This window comes from Rhodococcus sp. NPDC056743 (genome assembly GCF_042790355.1).
In the GTDB taxonomy this organism is placed as follows: Bacteria; Actinomycetota; Actinomycetes; order Mycobacteriales; family Mycobacteriaceae; genus Rhodococcus_F.
In genome coordinates this window covers 146,886-161,494 of record NZ_JBHTZI010000008.1, presented here as the reverse complement: position 1 = coordinate 161,494, position 14,609 = coordinate 146,886, and the positions used below count along the sequence as shown (strand labels likewise).

General features: G+C 62.6%; 17 protein-coding genes. 10 read left to right on the top strand and 7 right to left on the bottom strand.

What is annotated here, in order from left to right:
- Nucleotides 1-30: 30 nt before the first annotated feature.
- On the top strand, nucleotides 31-960 hold the full coding sequence (locus tag ACFRFQ_RS19515) for an inositol monophosphatase family protein (RefSeq protein WP_378661024.1): 930 nt from the start codon (nucleotides 31-33) through the stop codon (nucleotides 958-960).
- On the opposite strand, the gene cei is transcribed toward ACFRFQ_RS19515, so the two are convergent.
- Nucleotides 950-1,630: an envelope integrity protein Cei gene (gene cei, locus ACFRFQ_RS19510; RefSeq protein ID WP_378661021.1), complete on the bottom strand. Its 681-nt coding sequence runs from the start codon at nucleotides 1,628-1,630 to the stop codon at nucleotides 950-952. The two genes, ACFRFQ_RS19515 and cei, sit on opposite strands and share 11 nt — an antisense overlap.
- Nucleotides 1,631-2,165: 535 nt before the next feature.
- Here cei and ACFRFQ_RS19505 point away from each other — a divergent pair.
- Complete coding sequence (locus ACFRFQ_RS19505; RefSeq protein WP_003942593.1) at nucleotides 2,166-2,468, top strand: DUF4193 domain-containing protein; 303 nt, start codon at nucleotides 2,166-2,168, stop codon at nucleotides 2,466-2,468.
- A gap of 147 nt (nucleotides 2,469-2,615) precedes the next feature.
- Here the strand turns inward: ACFRFQ_RS19505 and ACFRFQ_RS19500 are convergent, their stop codons facing one another.
- Complete coding sequence (locus ACFRFQ_RS19500) at nucleotides 2,616-3,113, bottom strand: DUF3093 domain-containing protein (RefSeq protein ID WP_378661018.1); 498 nt, start codon at nucleotides 3,111-3,113, stop codon at nucleotides 2,616-2,618.
- 41 nt (nucleotides 3,114-3,154) lie between these two features.
- Between ACFRFQ_RS19500 and dut the strand changes: the two genes are divergently transcribed.
- Nucleotides 3,155-3,649: a dUTP diphosphatase gene (dut, locus tag ACFRFQ_RS19495; protein ID WP_378661015.1), complete on the top strand. Its 495-nt coding sequence runs from the start codon at nucleotides 3,155-3,157 to the stop codon at nucleotides 3,647-3,649.
- A gap of 3 nt (nucleotides 3,650-3,652) precedes the next feature.
- On the top strand, nucleotides 3,653-4,480 hold the full coding sequence (locus ACFRFQ_RS19490) for a DUF3710 domain-containing protein (protein ID WP_378661013.1): 828 nt from the start codon (nucleotides 3,653-3,655) through the stop codon (nucleotides 4,478-4,480).
- A 12-nt stretch (nucleotides 4,481-4,492) separates the two neighbouring features.
- Here ACFRFQ_RS19490 and ACFRFQ_RS19485 read toward each other — a convergent pair whose 3' ends face one another.
- Nucleotides 4,493-5,218, bottom strand: a complete 726-nt coding sequence (locus ACFRFQ_RS19485; protein WP_378661011.1) for an alpha/beta fold hydrolase — start codon at nucleotides 5,216-5,218, stop codon at nucleotides 4,493-4,495.
- A 137-nt stretch (nucleotides 5,219-5,355) separates the two neighbouring features.
- Between ACFRFQ_RS19485 and ACFRFQ_RS19480 the strand changes: the two genes are divergently transcribed.
- A complete protein-coding gene (locus ACFRFQ_RS19480; RefSeq protein WP_378661009.1) occupies nucleotides 5,356-5,730 on the top strand; it encodes an OB-fold nucleic acid binding domain-containing protein in 375 nt (124 codons plus the stop codon).
- Between the two features lie 66 nt (nucleotides 5,731-5,796).
- Nucleotides 5,797-6,474, top strand: a complete 678-nt coding sequence (locus ACFRFQ_RS19475) for a DUF3159 domain-containing protein (protein WP_378661006.1) — start codon at nucleotides 5,797-5,799, stop codon at nucleotides 6,472-6,474.
- Here ACFRFQ_RS19475 and ACFRFQ_RS19470 read toward each other — a convergent pair.
- From ACFRFQ_RS19470 to ACFRFQ_RS19460, 3 genes are all read right to left on the bottom strand, one after another.
- A complete protein-coding gene (locus tag ACFRFQ_RS19470) occupies nucleotides 6,467-6,760 on the bottom strand; it encodes a GNAT family N-acetyltransferase (protein ID WP_378661003.1) in 294 nt (97 codons plus the stop codon). The genes ACFRFQ_RS19475 and ACFRFQ_RS19470 overlap by 8 nt on opposite strands.
- A 30-nt stretch (nucleotides 6,761-6,790) precedes the next feature.
- Entirely contained in the window at nucleotides 6,791-7,453 is a 663-nt protein-coding gene (locus tag ACFRFQ_RS19465) for a potassium channel family protein (RefSeq protein WP_378661000.1), read from the bottom strand.
- A gap of 78 nt (nucleotides 7,454-7,531) precedes the next feature.
- On the bottom strand, nucleotides 7,532-8,197 hold the full coding sequence (locus tag ACFRFQ_RS19460; RefSeq protein ID WP_378660998.1) for a potassium channel family protein: 666 nt from the start codon (nucleotides 8,195-8,197) through the stop codon (nucleotides 7,532-7,534).
- 172 nt (nucleotides 8,198-8,369) lie between these two features.
- Here ACFRFQ_RS19460 and ACFRFQ_RS19455 point away from each other — a divergent pair, with 172 nt between their 5' ends.
- The 4 genes from ACFRFQ_RS19455 to ACFRFQ_RS19440 all read left to right on the top strand — a co-directional run bounded on the left by ACFRFQ_RS19455 (nucleotide 8,370) and on the right by ACFRFQ_RS19440 (nucleotide 13,938).
- Complete coding sequence (locus tag ACFRFQ_RS19455; protein ID WP_378660996.1) at nucleotides 8,370-10,364, top strand: APC family permease; 1,995 nt, start codon at nucleotides 8,370-8,372, stop codon at nucleotides 10,362-10,364.
- 34 nt (nucleotides 10,365-10,398) lie between these two features.
- Nucleotides 10,399-11,673, top strand: coding sequence for a class I SAM-dependent RNA methyltransferase (locus ACFRFQ_RS19450; RefSeq protein ID WP_378660993.1), 1,275 nt, complete (start codon nucleotides 10,399-10,401; stop codon nucleotides 11,671-11,673).
- Between the two features lie 151 nt (nucleotides 11,674-11,824).
- Complete coding sequence (locus tag ACFRFQ_RS19445) at nucleotides 11,825-12,331, top strand: MarR family winged helix-turn-helix transcriptional regulator (protein ID WP_378660990.1); 507 nt, start codon at nucleotides 11,825-11,827, stop codon at nucleotides 12,329-12,331.
- Between the two features lie 5 nt (nucleotides 12,332-12,336).
- The gene (locus ACFRFQ_RS19440) at nucleotides 12,337-13,938 is read left to right on the top strand and encodes an MDR family MFS transporter (protein ID WP_378660987.1); all 1,602 of its coding nucleotides are present in this window, start codon (nucleotides 12,337-12,339) and stop codon (nucleotides 13,936-13,938) included.
- Here ACFRFQ_RS19440 and ACFRFQ_RS19435 read toward each other — a convergent pair whose 3' ends face one another.
- Entirely contained in the window at nucleotides 13,939-14,607 is a 669-nt protein-coding gene (locus tag ACFRFQ_RS19435) for an SIMPL domain-containing protein (RefSeq protein WP_378660984.1), read from the bottom strand.
- Nucleotides 14,608-14,609: the final 2 nt, after the last annotated feature.

Genomic DNA, 14,609 nt, shown 5'->3' with positions numbered 1-14,609 from the left:
ACGGGTGCGCGTGGTGCGGCGCATCTATGGATGTGTTGCGATGGTGGAGTGCGCCCACAAGAGATTTCCCTGTCCGAGCTGTCCACAGATTCGCTTGATCCGGCCGAACTGAGAGTGGTTGCGGTTGCCGTCGCGGAACGTGCTGCAGCGCACGTTCGAGCCCGTCGTCCGGAAGTGTTCGGCGTCGTCGGTTCGGGTGAGAGCGCGAGTAGTTCCGACGCCGGATCCGTTGCGGTCAAGAGCACACCGACCGACCCGGTGACGATCGTCGACACCGAGACGGAACAGGTGATCCGGGATCTGCTTGCGACGCTACGGCCGCACGACTCGATTCTCGGTGAGGAAGGTGGCGGCCACGCCGGCGACGTCGTCGGGGTCCGTTGGGTCGTAGATCCCATAGACGGAACTGTGAACTTCCTCTACGGGGTTCCGGCGTTCGCGGTGTCGGTGGCGGTGCAGATCGACGGAGTTTCGGTGGCCGGCGCGGTGGTCGACGTGTCGGCGCGGGCGACGTATTCGGCGCACCGCGGCGGCGGTGCCACGATGACCACCGAGGACGGTGCGGTCAGTGAGCTCGCCGTCAATCCGGTGGCCGAGCTGTCAATGGCGTTGGTGGCTACAGGTTTCGGATACGGCGCGCAGCGACGCAAGGCGCAGGGGCGGATCATCGCGGAAATTTTGCCCCAGGTGCGCGACATCCGGCGGATCGGTTCTGCGGCGCTGGATCTGTGCATGGTCGCGACCGGTCGTGTCGATACCCATTTCGAGCACGGCCTGAGCCCGTGGGATTGGGCTGCCGGTTCGTTGATCGCCGAAGAAGCCGGTGCCGTGATCAGCATCCCGGGCCCGAATTCGACGTCTGCGGCGGGTGACATCGTCTATGCGTGCGCCCCGGGGATCGCCGACGAGTTCGCGAGGATGCTTTCCGCCTGCGGTGCTGATCGCCCGATCAGCACCTAGCGGTTCGCGCTGCTTTCAGAAGATCGATGTCCATTGCAGCGGCTTCGGCATTCGCGGGTTGCTCGGCGAGGGCGCGGAGCACCTCGCCGGCGTCGGTGTTGGGGGAGATCTTGCCGAAGTACGTGCCGAGCGCAAGATCCACCGTGTCGTCGGTGCGGCCGTCCTCGATCAGTTCGGCGCACGGCGCGACCAGCCATACGGCGCTGGCTGCAGCAATTCCGTTCTCCCCGAACCGGATCTGGCCTTGGCATTGCATGTTCTGATCCACGTAGACCGGGTCGTTGCCCACCTGTACGTCGGGAGCGCTGGCAAAGCCGTAGTCCTTCAGTTGGGCGGCTACCTGCGAGGCCTGGCCGCTTTCGCCGTTGGCGTTGAAGACTCGGACCTTGGTCGCGGCCAGCGGTGCCGGTTCCACGTCGAGCAGCGTGGTTCGGTCCACTACGGAACCGAGGGGCATCGGTTGTGGCGCGGCCGGATCGGACGACGCCTGCGGGCGATTGCACGCGACGGTGTCGCTGATTTTTGCGTCGGCCGTGAGGATTTTGATCCAGAGCGCGCTGCCGAGCACGGCGAGTACCGCGAACACCGCGACGACCGGCCACACGCGTCGGCGCCGGAACGGACGACCTTGGTCGTCGGTCGCGCTGCCTTCGGTGATCAGAGAAACCACGGTATCCCTCGACTTTCTGGACGAGTTGGAGCTTCGTCGTCAAGCCGAGCAGTGCGGGCGTGACGTTCGGTGCCTACCTTAGAGGGCGCGCGGTTCAATCCCGTTCACGTGTGTGGTGACTGGCCGTCAACCGAATTTCGCCGAGTTGATACGTCGGTGCCGCCGCGGTCATACCGAGGTGATTTCAACGGCGTTTTGGGGGTCGAAGATCACAAAATGCTGTGTAGTTGGTGACGATTCGCAGACTTTTTTCGGAAATGACCGAATGGGTTACTACTTTCGTGCTTACTTCGGCTACTGTCTGGCGGCCCAGGTCGTTCGACTGGGCGTCGGCTCCATGCCGTAATGACAACCAAATGAGGCACAGATCACGTTCTCGGGAAAAGTTTCCGGGCACTTTTCCGCCCGCTGCCACGTTGTGCAGCGACAGGGAATGATCTCCATGCCACGGCGGTTTCCATGCGCATGACGGGATCTACCGGATTCCAGGCGTTCATGGGACCGGGATACACGAGAAGGATGAGGGGTAAGCGACATGGCAACTGACTACGACGCACCGAGGCGTACAGAGTCCGACGAGGTTTCGGAGGATTCGCTCGAAGAGCTGAAGGCGCGGCGCAACGAGGCGCAGTCGGCTGTCGTCGATATCGACGAGACCGACACTGCAGAATCCTTCGAGCTGCCCGGTGCAGACCTTTCCGGCGAAGAGCTGTCGGTTCGGGTCGTTCCGAAGCAGGCCGACGAGTTCACGTGTTCGAGCTGCTTCCTCGTGCATCACCGCAGCCGTTTGGCGAGCGATGCAAACGGACAGCTCGTGTGCATGGACTGCGCAGCCTGATAGTCCTTCGCAGCGCTACATTGCGTCCCGGCGGTCGACGCAGCGCTGCATTGCGTCCCTGCGGTCGGCCCGATGTCTTCGGGTCGACCGAGGGATCAAGGCGGCCGCAGAATCAGGCCGCCGCAGAATCTGGGGACCGTGAGACTGCTAGACGCTCAGAGCTTTGACCAGCTCGTCCGGTCGACGTGAGCTCACGAGCCAGTACGGCGTGGGGTCTTCCGGATCGTCGAGGACGATCAGAACCATGGTCTTGACCCACGGCCGGTGCTGAACGAAAGCCGACGGATCGAGCTGGCGACCCATCGCGGCACTCTTTGCCGAGGCCGGTACCGCAGCGGCCCGGGAGATCAGATCTACCGGAATGTGCGCACGGCCCACATGCAATTCCTTGACCCCGCCGGTTTCGACAACCTCGACTCGGGAGCGGCTGAGCCAGAAGGCCAGCCAGATCGGGATGGGCAGCAGCAACACATACGCGAGCAGGGGCAGTAGCCCGGAACGCCCCATGTGGAACTCGGCGGCCAGGAGCGCGGCCACCGCTACTCCGGCAATCCACCATCCGATGGGCAACCAGAGGCGCTCGGCATAGAGCGTCCTGGACGCAGGGGTTGTGGCAGCGACGTCAGGTCGAGATGTTTCGGGCACGAGTCAAGGATAGTCCGTCGCGCCGAGTAGTCTTGGCCGACGTGAGCGATCATCTCTCCATCGCCTTGAAGCGACTGGACCCAGACCTGCCGGTTCCGCAGCGTGCACATCCCGGTGATGCCGGTGTGGATCTGTGCTCCACCAGCGATGTCATCATCGAGCCCGGCCGCCGTACCCTGGTTGGTACAGGTATCGCGATTGCCTTGCCGGTCGGCACTGTCGGACTCATCCATCCGCGTTCCGGACTTGCTGCAAAGTCGGGTTTGTCCATCGTGAATGCGCCGGGCACCGTGGATGCGGGCTATCGCGGCGAACTCAAGGTGTGTCTGATCAATCTCGACCCGGACACAGCCGTCGAGATTCGTCGAGGCGACCGAATTGCGCAGCTCGTGGTCCAGCGCGTCGAGCTACCGGTATTCGAGGAAGTGGAGTCGCTCGACGACACCGCCCGCGGTACCGGCGGATACGGTTCGAGCGGTGGACACGCGATACTCGACACCGATGCAGGTGTCAGTCCTGTCGTAGAGGGAGTCTGAAATATGTTCGGACGTAAGAAGAAGTCAGATGTAGACGAGGAGCCGACAGGTTTCTTCGAGGACGAGGATCTCGACCAGGTCGACGATGCCGACGACGTGGATGACGCGGTGAGCGAAGAGTCGGAGGGCCCGTACGACATCGCGGACCTGGAGTCCGACGATCCCACTGCCGGTCGCAGCGGTCAGCGGCTCGATCTCGGTTCTGTTCTGGTTCCGATGCCTCCTGGCGGTCAACTGCAGGTGGAGATGGCACCCAACGGGTCACCCCAGGCAGTGCACCTGGTCACCGAACACGGGCGAGTCACTGTTGCCGCGTATGCGGCGCCTAAATCGCCCGGGCAGTGGCGTGAGGTCGTCGCCGAACTGGCGCAGTCCTTGCGTGACGACAATTCGCCGGTCAGCATCGAGAACGGTCCGTGGGGTCGTGAATTGGTCGCGGAGACCGCTGCCATGGATTTGCGTTTCATCGGCGTGGACGGTCCCCGGTGGATGGTTCGGTGTGTTGTGGCGGGTCCCAGTGGATCGACGGCCGCCGGTGCACCGCTGGTGGCCATTGCGCGCGACATTCTGCGCGATACCGTCGTCAATCGCGGATCCGAGCCACATCCGGTGCGGACACCGCTGCCGGTCGTGCTGCCGCAAGCGCTGGCTGAGCAGCTCGCCGCCGCGCATGAGCAGCAGCTGGTCGCGCAGCAGCAGGCCGCAGCTCAGCAGCAAGTCGATCAGCAGATCGCTGCGGGCCAGCAGGCGCAGCAACAGCCGCCCACCCCGCCGGTTCCGCCGCAACGCCGCGGCGAATCCGGTTCTGCCATGCAGCAATTGGGCCAGTAGCCCACGTCTGCTTCAGGCGCTCGCGGCGGTGTCGGATTGGGCCGCTGCGAGCGCTTCGAGACACGTTGCCCCGAGTATCGCGGCGTCATGTCCGATCTGGTCGAGCTCGAGCGTGCCCACTTCGGCGCGAGGGAGCGCGGCCGCCCATTCGTAAGCGACGGCTGCCGGATGAACCGGATCGTCGAGCGCTACCGCAATTCCGACGGGGACGTCGATCTCCGCGAGAGCCGCTTCGGTCAGCGAGAAGTACGTTGCGGCCTCGTCGAGAGCTGCGGGCAGATCCGGCCACTGTGAACGCCACGAACGCTCCAGCTCGCGTCCCAGCCAGGCCGGGCTCGATGCGAGCATCGCCGCAATCACCGATTCGAGACCGTCGCTGCGTAGTTGTGACGACGTGAACCGTGCGCTTGCCGCCGCCGGTGCGTTATCCGGCGCTCCGGTCCACGGTGGCAGCGCCGCCAACACCCCCGACGTCCTGTCCGGATTGAGCGCTGCCCACTGCAATGCGACGGCAGCACCGATGGACACACCCCCGACAAGGATTTGTCCGTATTCGGTGGCTGCGGCATCCATCGCGTCGAGGTAGCTGCCCACGACACGCCGAGGGTCCGGTTCGATTGCGATGGTGCGCACACTTCGGGCAGCGAGGGGTCCACGGAACGCGTGGTCCACGAAGTGTGCGTCAGAGCCCGTACCAGGGAGAATGACCGCAACTGATGGTGAGTGTGTGAGCGCCATTACCTGATCTTGCCTGGTGCCCCGAGATCACCGATCGACCGGTGTGGTTACCGGGTCGTAATGGGGCTACAGTGGCGAACACACAGCCCTTCCGTGACGCGAAACCCGTGCGTCACATTTGTTCGCAGGAGCGCGCAATGGCACCCGCCGCCGCAGGATATTTTCGCCGATTGACCCGTCGCCTCACCGAGGATGTCGATCAGTTGGATGCACAGGAAATGACCGAGTCCATCGAGGCCGTGGGAGGCCGGAAGGCATGTGACTGTCGGCGCGGCGAAGAAGTCACGATGGAGGGTCGACTCCGTAGCGTCGACGCGTGTCCGAAGTCGGGTAATGCCAGTATCGAAGCGGAATTCTTCGACGGCACCGAGGTCATCAACCTCGTCTGGATCGGCCGACGCCGTATTCCGGGCATCGAGACCGGCAAGAGCATTCTGATCCGTGGCCGCGTCGGCGAGCGGGACGGGCGCAAGGCAATCTTCAATCCGTACTACGAGCTGCGCGGCGAGTAGACGCAGCCCTAGTACCAGACACAGCGCATTTGCCGCATAACGCGGCGGGTGTGGCACCCTCGACAGGTGAGCGAACCCAAACAGCAATCGGTGATGGACCAACTCGGTGGTGTGAGTGGTCTCGTCTACACGTCGTTGCCGATTCTGATCTTTGTACCGGTCAACAGCATCTGGAACCTCACCGCTGCCATCTGGGCGGCCGTGGGCGTGGCCGTGTTGATCGCCGCGTGGCGAGTCTTCCGCAAAGAGTCCATCCAGCCGGCAATTTCAGGCGTTCTCGGTGTCGCCGTATCTGCGTTCATCGCCCACCGCACCGGAGATGCCAAGGGCTACTTCCTCTTCGGTATCTACACAAGTCTCGCCTACGGTGCCGCATTTGTGGTGTCGATACTGATTCGATGGCCTCTGGTCGGCATCATTTGGGGATTTCTCAACGGCCATGGCAACCTCTGGCGCCGGCACAAAGGTGCGGTGCGGGCTTACGACATTGCCACCGCGGCATGGGCGTTGGTATTCGGTGCGCGGTACATCGTTCAGTCGCAGTTGTACGACACCGATCACACGGGCTGGCTCGCCGTCGCGCGAATCGCGATGGGGTGGCCGCTTGCGGGACTGGCTTTCCTGGTCACCATTTGGGCTGTGCGCAAGGCAGATCGGATTGTCGAGCCCTCGCCTACCGAGAGCGACATCGAAGCGGTAGGCGAGGATCCGGGCGATCAACCCGATCAGCGCGACGTCAGCTGATCAAATCCTGATAGTCGGGGTGCTTGCCGAGAAACTTCACGACGTACGGGCACACCGGATGTACCTTGAGGCTGCGCGCGCGGAGTTGGTCCAGCGCGCCGCTCACCAGAATCGAGGCAAGTCCCAATCCTTCGAAACGGGGATAGATCTCGGTGTGATTGAACGAGAGCACATCGCCGGCGGTGGTGTAGTCCTCGATTCCGGCCAGATCTCCGTCGACATGAATCTCGAAGCGGCTCTGAGCCGGATTGTCGACGACAACGGTGTTTTCGGGTGCAGCGGTCATGAGTGTCCCTTTCGATGTGTGAAGTCGGTGTCAGTCGTCGAGGCGAAGTGCTGTTCTGAGTTGATCCTCCGTGTCGATCGCTGCGACGAAGAGAAGTTCGTCGCCGCCTTCGATGGGGTCGTCGAGTTCGGGAACTATGACGCGCCCACCGCGCAGGATCGTCACGAGCGCGCAGTCTCGGGGGAGTTCGAGTCGTTTGACGGGCTTGCCGGCGAGGGGTGTGTTGTCGGGCAGCGTGATCTCGACGAGGTTGGCCTGACCCTGACGCAAGGTCATGAGTTTGACCAGATCACCGACCGACACGGCTTCCTCGACCAACGATGCCAGCATCCGGGGGGTGGAGACGGCAACGTCGACGCCCCACGACTCGTCGAAAAGCCATTCGTTTCGCGGATCGTTGACGCGGGCGACGACGCGGCGGACACCGAATTCCGTTTTCGCGAGCAAGCTCAGCACGAGGTTGGCCTTGTCGTCACCGGTTGCGGAGATGACCACCTCGTAGGACTCCAGTGAGGCTTCCTCGAGTCGGCTGAGCTCGCAGGCGTCGGCATGTACCCAGGTGGCTTCGGGTACGGACTCGGGTTCGACGTGTTCGATCTTGCGTTCGATCAGCATGACGTCGTGATTACTGCGAATCAGCTCGCGCGCAATGGAGCGACCTACGGCACCTGCGCCGGCGATGGCGACCTTCACCTGGAACTTCCAATCACGTTGTGGTGCATCATGTTTTCGGGCAGTGCACTCGGGTGTGGTGTGTACATTGCAGCCACCTCAGTCGTCGCTCGGCGGCGGATTGCCGGCAAGTGCGATCGCTTCGGCGACAGTCCCGGAGACTGCTGCGACGTAGACCTGGTCGTCGGCCTGGATGACGGTCTTGCGATCGGGGAGGACGCCGGTGCCGAAGCGGATGATGAATGCCACCCGGGAATTGGTCGCGCCTTCGAGGATCGCGATGGATTTGCCGGCCCAATCCTCGTGTAGCGCAAGTTCGGTGATGGCGACGTTTCCCGACGGGTCGCGCCACTTCGCGGTCTGGCTTTCCTTGGTCAGCGTGTGCAGGAACCGGTCGGTCGACCACGGAACTGTTGCCACGGTGGGGATGCCGAGGCGCTCGTACACAGCGGCGCGCTTCGCGTCGTAGATTCGAGCGACGACGCGTTCGACACCGAAGGTTTCGCGCGCAACCCTGGCCGCGATGATGTTGGAATTATCACCTGACGATACGGCTGCAAAGGCGTCAGCGCGCTCGATGCCTGATCGGATCAGCACATCGCGGTCGAAGCCCATGCCTAGAACCGTGGTTCCCGTGAAATCATGGTCGAGACGCAGAAATGCACTCTGATCGCGGTCGATGACCGCAACTTCGTGTCCGATCCTGGTCAGGGACGCGGCGAGGGAAGATCCCACACGACCGCACCCCATGATGACGACATACACGACCTACTCCGTTCATGGACTTTCCGACGCGATTGCACGTCGAAACGAACCGTACATCGCCGAGCGGGAAGAGCAAGTTCCGACTGGCGTAATACTGCTGTGATCGCACCGATGACAACGGAGTTCTGCTGCGGATGACTCGATATCGGGCGCGACGGCTTACGCTTTGCACGTGTCTAAGCTCTCGACCGCGACCAAGCGGCTCTTGCTCGGCCGGCCGTTCCGAAGTGACAAACTCGGGCACACGCTGCTACCCAAGCGGATTGCGCTCCCTGTGTTCGCGTCCGACGCCATGTCGTCCGTTGCCTATGCCCCCGAAGAAATCTTCCTGGTTCTCTCCGTTGCGGGCATTTCGGCGTACGCGTACACGCCGTGGATCGGCCTGTCGGTCGCCATCGTGATGGCTGTTGTCGTGGCGAGTTACCGCCAGAATGTCCACGCCTACCCGTCGGGTGGCGGTGACTACGAGGTGGCGACGGTCAACCTCGGCCCGACAGCGGGTTTGACGGTCGGCAGCGCACTGATGGTCGACTACGTGCTCACTGTTGCTGTGTCGATCTCGTCCGCGGCGTCCAACATCGGTTCAGCGCTGCCGTTCGTCGCTCAGCACAAGGTGCTGTTCGCGGTGGCGGCGATCGTTCTGCTGACGGCGGTGAACCTGCGCGGTATCCGAGAATCGGGAACTGCGTTCGCGATTCCGACCTACGCCTTCATCGTCGGCATGTTCCTGATGCTGGGGTGGGGTTTCTTCCGGATCTATGTTCTCGGTGAGGATGTTCACGCGGAATCGTCGTCGTTCACCCTCGATGCCGAGGACTCGCACCTCTACGGGATTGCCTTCGCGTTCCTGATCGCGCGGGCGTTCTCCTCGGGTTGTGCAGCGCTGACGGGCGTCGAGGCAATCAGCAACGGTGTGCCGGCCTTCCAGAAACCGAAGTCCCGCAACGCGGCGACCACGTTGCTGCTGCTCGGTTCGATCGCCATCGTCTTGCTGATGGGCATCATCATCCTGGCTCAGAAGATCGGCATCGTCTATGCCCATAATCCGCAGGAACAGCTGGTCGGTGCTCCCGAGGGCTACCACCAGAAGACCCTGATCGCGCAGATCGCCGAAGCCGTGTTCAACGGGTTCCCGATCGGGTTCTTCTTCATCGCCATTGTGACTGCGCTGATCCTCGTGCTGGCCGCGAACACCGCGTTCAACGGATTTCCCGTCCTCGCGTCCATCCTGGCTCAGGATCGTTACTTGCCGCGTCAGCTGCACACTCGCGGTGACAGGTTGGCGTTCAGCAACGGCATTCTGTTCCTGTCGGCTGCTGCCATTGCGTTTGTGGTCATCTTCGGCGCTGAAGTCACCAAACTGATCCAGCTGTACATCGTCGGTGTCTTCGTCTCGTTCGTGCTCAGTCAGACCGGCATGATCAAGCACTGGACGCGCCATCTGAAGTCCGAGACCGACAAGGCGCAACGTTCGCGTATGCAGCGGTCTCGGGTCATCAACTCGATCGGTCTTGCGATGACCGGTGCTGTACTTGTCATCGTTCTGATCACCAAGTTCGCGGCGGGCGCCTGGATCGCGATCGTCGCGATGGTGGCCATCTTCGGTGTCATGAAGTTGATCAGACGGCACTACGACAGCGTTGCCGCCGAGCTCGAGGAGCAGGAGTGGGACGGCGTACTGCCGAGCCGGACGCACTCGATCGTGCTGGTCTCGAAGCTGCACATGCCGACGATGCGCGCCCTGGCCTATGCGCGAGCAACACGACCGGACACGCTGGAGGCAATCACCGTCAACGTCGACGAACCTGACACCCGCGCACTGGTTCGACAGTGGGAGAAGAGCGACGTGACGGTGCCGCTCAAGGTAATCGAATCGCCGTACCGCGAGATCACGAAGCCGGTTCTCGACTACGTCAAGCGAGTGCGACGCGACGCGCCCCGTGACGTGGTCACCGTGTTCATCCCCGAGTACGTGGTCGGACATTGGTGGGAGCAGATCCTGCACAACCAGAGCGCATTGCGGCTCAAGAGCCGGCTGCTCTTCCAACCCGGCGTGATGGTGACGAGTGTTCCGTGGCAGTTGAGTTCGTCGGCAAAGGCCAAACCGCTCGATATCGAGAAGACAGCCGGTGCAACCCGTCGTGGCTACGACGCGGGAGAAAAATGATCAATCAAGAAAATGGAACGGCAGGCGTAGTTCGTTGAGTGAGAATTGGACCGGGCAGAGCTTCGAGGCCGAACTGGGGAAGCCCGGTCACGGCGGGTTTGTCGTTGCCCGCCACGAGGGCCGCGTGGTGTTCGTCCGTCACGGTTTGCCGGGGGAGCGGGCTCTGGTTCGGGTCACCGAGGACAAGGGTGGGTCGTTCGCGCGCGCCGACGCGGTGTCCATTCTCGAGGCGTCGCCGCATCGCATCGACCCGACGTGCCCCGTCGCGGGACCCGGGGGAGCCGGTTGCTGCGACTACTCGCACGCCGATCTCGAGATCCAGCGCGAGATGAAATCTCTGGTGGTGGCCGAGCAATTGCAGAGACTGGCGGGCGTCGAACACGACGTGCCGGTGGAGGTTCTGCCGGGGACCGGCGACGGCACCGGGTGGCGGACTCGCGTTCGGCTTGCCGTCGACGGCAACGGCGAGGCGGGGTACCACGCGTTTCGCAGCAATCGCATCGTGACGGATCTGCGATGCACCCAGATCGAGGAACGTGCCTACGACGGTTTGGCCGGTCCGCAGTGGTCTCCGGGCAGTGAACTGCAGGTAGTCCTCGACGGTGCGGGTGCCAGGCATGTTGTCGAGATCAGCGCGCCCACCATCGCGAAGGCCGGGCGTCGTGCGACCGGTCGGCGCGGGGCGACGGCCCGCCGTGCTGCCGGCAGTGGCCCGCGGAAGACGCGAGTTGCTCTGGGAAGTGACACGGCGCGTGAGCGCGTGGGTACCCGCGAGTGGGAACTCTCTGTGACGGGTTTCTGGCAGGCGCATCGTGGTGCGGCGCAGGCATATTCGGACGTTGTGCGTGATTGGGCCGGCGTCGGCGCCGGCGATACGGCATGGGATCTGTACGGCGGGGTCGGGGTGTTTGCGGCAGTACTGGCGGATCGTGTCGGACCGGACGGGGTCGTGGAATCCGTGGAGTTGTCTGCGCGTGCAACGTCGGACGGACGGGCGGCGTTGGCCGATCAGGAGCAGGTCCGATTCCACACCGACCGGGTCGAGAAGATCGTGGCTGCCGCGTCGTTGGCGCCGTCGCCGGGTGTGGTTGTTCTGGATCCACCGCGAGCGGGCGCCGGACGACCGGTGGTGGAGGCGATCGCGTCGACCGGGACCGAGCGCGTGATCCATATCGGGTGTGATCCGGCGTCGTTCGGCCGGGATGTCGGGTTGTACCTCGAGCAGGGGTTCCGCATCGGGGGGCTTCGTGCCTTCGACGCCTTTCCTCAAACTCATCACGTGGAATGCATAGCCCTGCTCGAGCGTTGAGCCCTATCGAGATGTGATCGCTGTCGGTTAGCTGATTCCCGAATCGGATGTGACTCTTATCGCGTCGCCGGAGGTTGCTTGCACTATGCAACTAAATGTATAGTTGTGTTCTGCAAGTAGTTTTCGCGCAGATCGTTGTCAGGGGTTCTCAATGTCAGTGCAGCCGGATACGGCCCAAGCTCTTGTCGACACGGTTTTCCTGTTCGGCAGGTCCTTACGGGCCGTGGTGACTCACAGCGCCGAAAGCGTGTTGCCGCCGGCGCTGGTCAGCGTGTTGTTCATGCTGGCGGCAAAAGGGGAGTGCAGACAGAACGAGTTGGCAGTAGACCTTTGTGTCAGTCAGTCCTCGCTCAGTCGGCAGATGTCCGATCTCGTGGATGCCGGGTATGTCGAGCGAAGTCCCGACCCCGCAGACAAGCGAGCGTTCCGAATCCGAGTCTCGGACGAGGGGCACAGCGTTCTCGAGGAAACGAAACAACGGCGAGCGGCGCGATTGCGCAGCATGCTCGAAGACTGGAGCCAGGAAGAGGCCGTGGCCGCAGTGTCGTCGCTTCAACGTCTCAACGAGACGTTCGGCGCAGCGATCCATCGTCAGGCCTCACCTGCAGTCCCGCACACGGCCATGCCGGTCGCGGGCGTAGAAACTATTGGGAGATAAAGCACATGTCAGCCACAGTTGGAGAAACTCGGGCAAGTACCGAGAGCGGTGCGATGACGCACAGCGAAATCTTGAGAGTCCTGACCGGACTCATCGCGGCACTCTTTACCGCGCTGCTGAGCAGCACCATCGTCTCGACGGCACTCCCGACCATCATCGGTGAATTGCACGGGACGCAGACGCAGTACGCCTGGATCATCACGGCGGCACTGCTCGCGACGGCCGCGTCGACGCCCATCTGGGGCAAATTGTCCGACCTCTTCAACAAGAAGTTGCTGGTCCAGACGTCGATCGTGATCTTCGTGGTCGGCTCCATCATTGCGGGCGCAGCACACAACGTGCCGCTGCTTCTCGGTGCCCGTGTGATTCAGGGCATCGGCATGGGCGGCTTGACGGCCCTCGTCGTGGCAATCATCGGCTCCATCATTCCGCCGCGTGATCGTGGTCGTTACTCCGGTTACATGGGCGCTGCCATGGCTGTCTCGATGTCCGGTGGACCCGTGCTCGGCGGTGTCATCGTCGACACGATCGGCTGGCGCTGGTGCTTCTACGTGTGTGTTCCGTTGGCAGTCATCGCACTGTTCCTCCTTCAGCGCACCTTGCACATCGAGACCGAGAAGAAGGACAACGTCTCCATCGACTGGTTGGGCGCCACTCTGCTCACCGCAGGTGTCAGTGTTCTGCTGATCTGGGTTTCCTTCGCCGGTCAGGATGACTACTACGCCTGGTTCTCGATGCAGTCGCTGTACTTCGTCGTCGGCGGACTTGCGTTGCTGGCCCTGACGATGTTCGTCGAATCCAAGGTCAAGGATCCGATCCTGCCGATCAAGATCATCACCGAGCGCACCACCGCGTTGGCAATCATCGCATCGGTAGCAGTGGGTGTCGGCCTGTTCGGTGCGACGACCTTCCTGACGCAGTACTTCCAGACAGCTCGCGGTTTCGATCCCACGGCTGCCGGATTGCTCACCATTCCCATGGTGGCCGGCATGCTCGTCGCCTCGGTCGGTTCCGGACAGTTGATCACCAAATTCGGTCAGTGGAAGCCGTTCGTTGTTTCCGGTGCCGTCCTGCTCGTCATCGGTTTCGGTCTTCTCTCCACGATCGACCATGGGACCAACCTGTGGATTATCGGAGTCTTCATGGCGATCGTCGGTATGGGTACCGGCATGTTGATGCAGAACATCGTGCTCGCGGTCCAGAACACGGTCAGTGTCGAGAACATCGGCGCGGCAAGCAGTATCGTTGCGTTCTTCCGCACCTTCGGTGGCGCGATCGGCGTCTCGGTTCTGGGTTCCATCCTCGCAAGTCGCGTCGGCACTTTGACGAAGGAATCCGTGTCCGCTCTTCCGCCGGAGCAGCAGATGGTTGCGGGCAAGAGCATGCAGGACGGGCTCGACCTGAACAACATGCCCGACTTCGTCGGACAGATCGTTCGGTTCGCCTACGGTGACGCAACGGGACGCATCTTCCTGGTCGCAGCGATTGTCGCCATCGTCACCCTGGTCGCGGTTGTCTTCATCCCGAACCGCGCACTGCGGACCACGATCGACATCGTGGAACCTGCGGCCAAGGACGTCGACCTCGAGAAGGCCACGTCACAGTAATCACGCCATAGACCATCGAACACGGATCGAGATCGTTTCTTCGATCTCACCGTGTTCGACGGCTAGCGGAGCAGAATCTGCCCGAGCAGCGGCAAACACACCGCGCACCGGGATCATCTGGTCGACACCCTCGGAAATCTCGAGGGTGTCGACCAGATTTTTCTGTGCCAGACCAGCCAGATGCACAGCCTTCGATCGGGCTGCTGCCCAGGCTGTTTCGCGGGCCCGCTCTGCCAACTCCGTGCGATCTTCGAGATCGAACTCCAGGCTGTCCAAACGAATCGCGTCGCCGGCGGCGGATATGCAGGCGGCAATGAGCGATGCCGGGGAGGTTGCGCTACTCGGGTCGAGATCGCGAACTACCACTCGGAACGTCGTTGACGCTGTGAAACCGGTTGTCTCGCTTCGTCCACCGTCGACCCATTGTGTCTGCGGGTGAACGCTGAGTCCCGTCGTAACGAGGTCGACTCCGCGGATGTCATGGGCACGCAGCGTTTCCGTCAAGGTAGTCGAGTGCCGGGCCAGTGCGTCGAAAGCGTCTGCCACGGCTGGATATGTCACCGAAATGCCGATCGACACGCGGGCAATGTCGGGAGCGGCAGTGGCGCTGCCGGTTCCGTTGACGGTCACTGTGCTCGGATCCGAGTGCTCCGACGTTGTCGAGGTCACGA

Bases quoted from the DNA above. Each gene is read 5' to 3' on its own strand.
- ACFRFQ_RS19490 (WP_378661013.1), top strand. From the start codon at position 3,653: ATGTTCGGACGTAAGAAGAAGTCAGATGTAGACGAGGAGCCGACAGGT.
- ACFRFQ_RS19480 (WP_378661009.1), top strand. From the start codon at position 5,356: ATGGCACCCGCCGCCGCAGGATATTTTCGCCGATTGACCCGTCGCCTC.
- ACFRFQ_RS19445 (WP_378660990.1), top strand. From the start codon at position 11,825: ATGTCAGTGCAGCCGGATACGGCCCAAGCTCTTGTCGACACGGTTTTC.
- ACFRFQ_RS19485 (WP_378661011.1), bottom strand. From the start codon at position 5,218: ATGGCGCTCACACACTCACCATCAGTTGCGGTCATTCTCCCTGGTACG.
- ACFRFQ_RS19515 (WP_378661024.1), top strand. From the start codon at position 31: ATGTGTTGCGATGGTGGAGTGCGCCCACAAGAGATTTCCCTGTCCGAG.
- ACFRFQ_RS19440 (WP_378660987.1), top strand. From the start codon at position 12,337: ATGTCAGCCACAGTTGGAGAAACTCGGGCAAGTACCGAGAGCGGTGCG.
- ACFRFQ_RS19470 (WP_378661003.1), bottom strand. From the start codon at position 6,760: ATGACCGCTGCACCCGAAAACACCGTTGTCGTCGACAATCCGGCTCAG.
- ACFRFQ_RS19505 (WP_003942593.1), top strand. From the start codon at position 2,166: ATGGCAACTGACTACGACGCACCGAGGCGTACAGAGTCCGACGAGGTT.